The sequence below is a fragment of the Allocoleopsis sp. genome, from assembly GCF_036703385.1.
Lineage (GTDB): Bacteria > Cyanobacteriota > Cyanobacteriia > Cyanobacteriales > Coleofasciculaceae > Allocoleopsis.
Map to the genome: position 1 here is coordinate 1 of NZ_DATNPA010000247.1, position 2584 is coordinate 2584.

A 2584-nucleotide genomic window follows, 5' to 3' on the forward strand; every position below is an offset into this window, starting at 1 on the left:
AAGGATGTAAATCAAGTTCATTCCAGAGTTGGGTTAATCGTCTATCAAGAGCGAGACTTTCAGCGGATGAACATCCCAGCGCTGTTTCCAAGGGTTGACCCAGCGCTTCCCGCACCGATTTACAATGAATAAATTTAGCGATCGCATCACTATAATCTTGGTGAATTGCCGAGTCTGAAAGTCCTGTCTCTTGCAATTCATCTTGGACTAATTCCACAAATAACTTATTGGCTTGCCCATAAGCCACTTTCAACGCTCTTAATTTACCGATATCCAGTGTATCCGTAAAGCCGCCTTTAAAAAAATCTTTCAGGTAGTCCTTAAAGGCATCCTGTAAAGCATCCTGCGCTAATTTGACAAAAACATCTTTAAACAGGAACCCGACAGCGTTACTGACTCCCCAAACCACCAAAAAGTCCATATGATTCCCAGTTTGATGTGATTGGTTACGAGTATAGCCAGGATGGGAGAGCGATCGCCAAGGCAGTAGGGTGGGCAATGCCCACCTTATACCGAGTTCAGAGAATTTAACGAACCACAGAGGCACAGAGGACGCAGAGGTAAGACAAAGAGAGAGTTATACGTTTGAATGCAACTTGGTCTTACCTTCTAATTCACATTTTTTGCTTTTTGTCAAGAATTTTTCACGATCGCACCAAAATCTGCCAACACCCGTGCATGATTACGAAGTAAACCAATTAGATTTAAGCGATTTCGCCGGATATCCAGGTTTTCGTCCATGACCATCACGCCGTTTTCCTTATCATCAAAAAATATGCTGACGATTGGGGCGATTTTTGCCAAGGATTCGACCAATTGTTGATAATTGCGCTGTTCTTGTGCGGTTTGCGTTTGCGGCACTAACTCCACTAAAGCCTCATAAAATGCTGGCTCAGATGATTTTTCAAATAACTGAGGATTGACTACAGCCGTAGGGTCTAGCTGTTGCGTATCCAAATCCCCTTGTTTAGCAAGTCGGGCTGAACGGTTAACCGTTTCGTAGATTTCACTCAGCTTACCGTTGTTGCGGATTTCTTGGAGGAATAGAGCGCGATCTCGTACATCCAATAAATCTTGTAATGCTCGCTCTGCATACTCTGCATCATTCTCTCCTAAAACCGCATTCACCAAATCATAATCAACCCCTCGCTCCTCTTGCAGCAGCGTGCGGATGCGTTGCAAGAAAAACTCTGCCAAAGATGTTGTCGGTGAGGCCTTGTCAGGATAGGTAGCGACGAAATTTGCTGCTGCTTGCTCGATTAACTGCTTTAAGTTAATCGATAAGTCAGCACTCCAACTAATATTAATCACCGCATTGGCTGCACGGCGCAAGGCAAAGGGATCGCCTGAACCCGTTGGCTGCATTCCTAGGCCAAAGATACTCACTAGTGTATCCATGCGATCGGCTAAACCCACTACTTGACCAGTAAGGCTTTGAGGCAGCTTGTCACTTGCCCCTCTGGGTAAATAATGCTCAAAAATCGCCGTTGCTACGGCCTCCGATTCCCCGCTAGCTGCCGCATATTTTTGCCCCATTACTCCTTGTAATTCGGGGAATTCGTAGACCATTTGCGTCACGAGGTCAGCCTTACATAAGCTAGCTGCTCGTAGAATATCTGACCGCTGTTCTGGAGAGACTGCCAATTGGTCAGCAATTTGAGCAGCAACTTTCTCAATGCGCCCCACTTTACCGCGCACCGAACCTAGCTCATCCTGAAATGTGACTTTTTCCAACTTGGGTAAGTAGCTTTCTAGCGGTGAGGCTAAGTCAGTTTTGTAGAAGAACTGACCATCAGCTAATCGGGCTTTGATTACCCGTTCGTTGCCTGCTGCAATGATGTCCGATTTGGTTGGGTCACCATTAGAAATGGTGATGAAATAAGGCAGTAATTCGCTAGATTGTTCAGTTTTGAAAACGGGGAAGTAGCGCTGATGAGTCACCATGACGGTGGTGACAACTTCCGGTGGCAAAATGAGGAATTCTGAGTCAAATTTTCCGACAACGGCTGTAGGCCATTCCACTAAGTTGATTACTTCTTCCAACAAATCCTCATCCATCGGGGCATAACCCCCTAGCTGTTGTGCTGCCGTCTTAACTTGCTCTTGAATTTTGCCTCGACGTTCGTTGGGTTCTACAGCGACATAAGCAGACTGTAGACACTGGACATAATCAGTAGCTTGGGGAATGGTGACGGATTCTGGGTGTAAAATCCGATGTCCCTGAGTAATGCGATCGCTCTTTATTGTCTCGGAACCATTCTCCAGTTCCAAGGGCAGCACGTCCCCATCTATCAAGGTTACTAACCAGCGAATCGGGCGGGGAAACCTCAAGTCTCCATTACCCCAGCGCATAAACCGCCTGCCCTCCAAGCCAAAAATCCATTGGGGAATGAGTTCGGTTAAAATCTCAGTGGCGGTACGACCGGGTATTTTCTTGAGAACAAAGACAAATTCCCCTTTATCCGTATCTCTGACTTCCAATGCGTCCAGTTCTACCTTGTGCTTGCGGGCAAAGCCAACGGCGGTTGGGGTGGGGTTGCCATCTTTATACGCGGCTTTGGCAGGCGGGCCTTTTACTTCTTCT

1 protein-coding gene and 1 pseudogene are annotated in these 2584 nt (G+C 46.6%); both read right to left on the minus strand.

Annotated features, from left to right (window positions below; genetic code table 11):
- Window positions 1-499: pseudogene (locus V6C93_RS11950) on the minus strand (hypothetical protein); the annotation flags it as partial.
- A 134-nt stretch (window positions 500-633) separates the two neighbouring features.
- A partial coding sequence (glyS, locus tag V6C93_RS11955) for a glycine--tRNA ligase subunit beta (RefSeq protein WP_333476883.1) occupies window positions 634-2584 on the minus strand: 1951 nt, incomplete at its 5' end.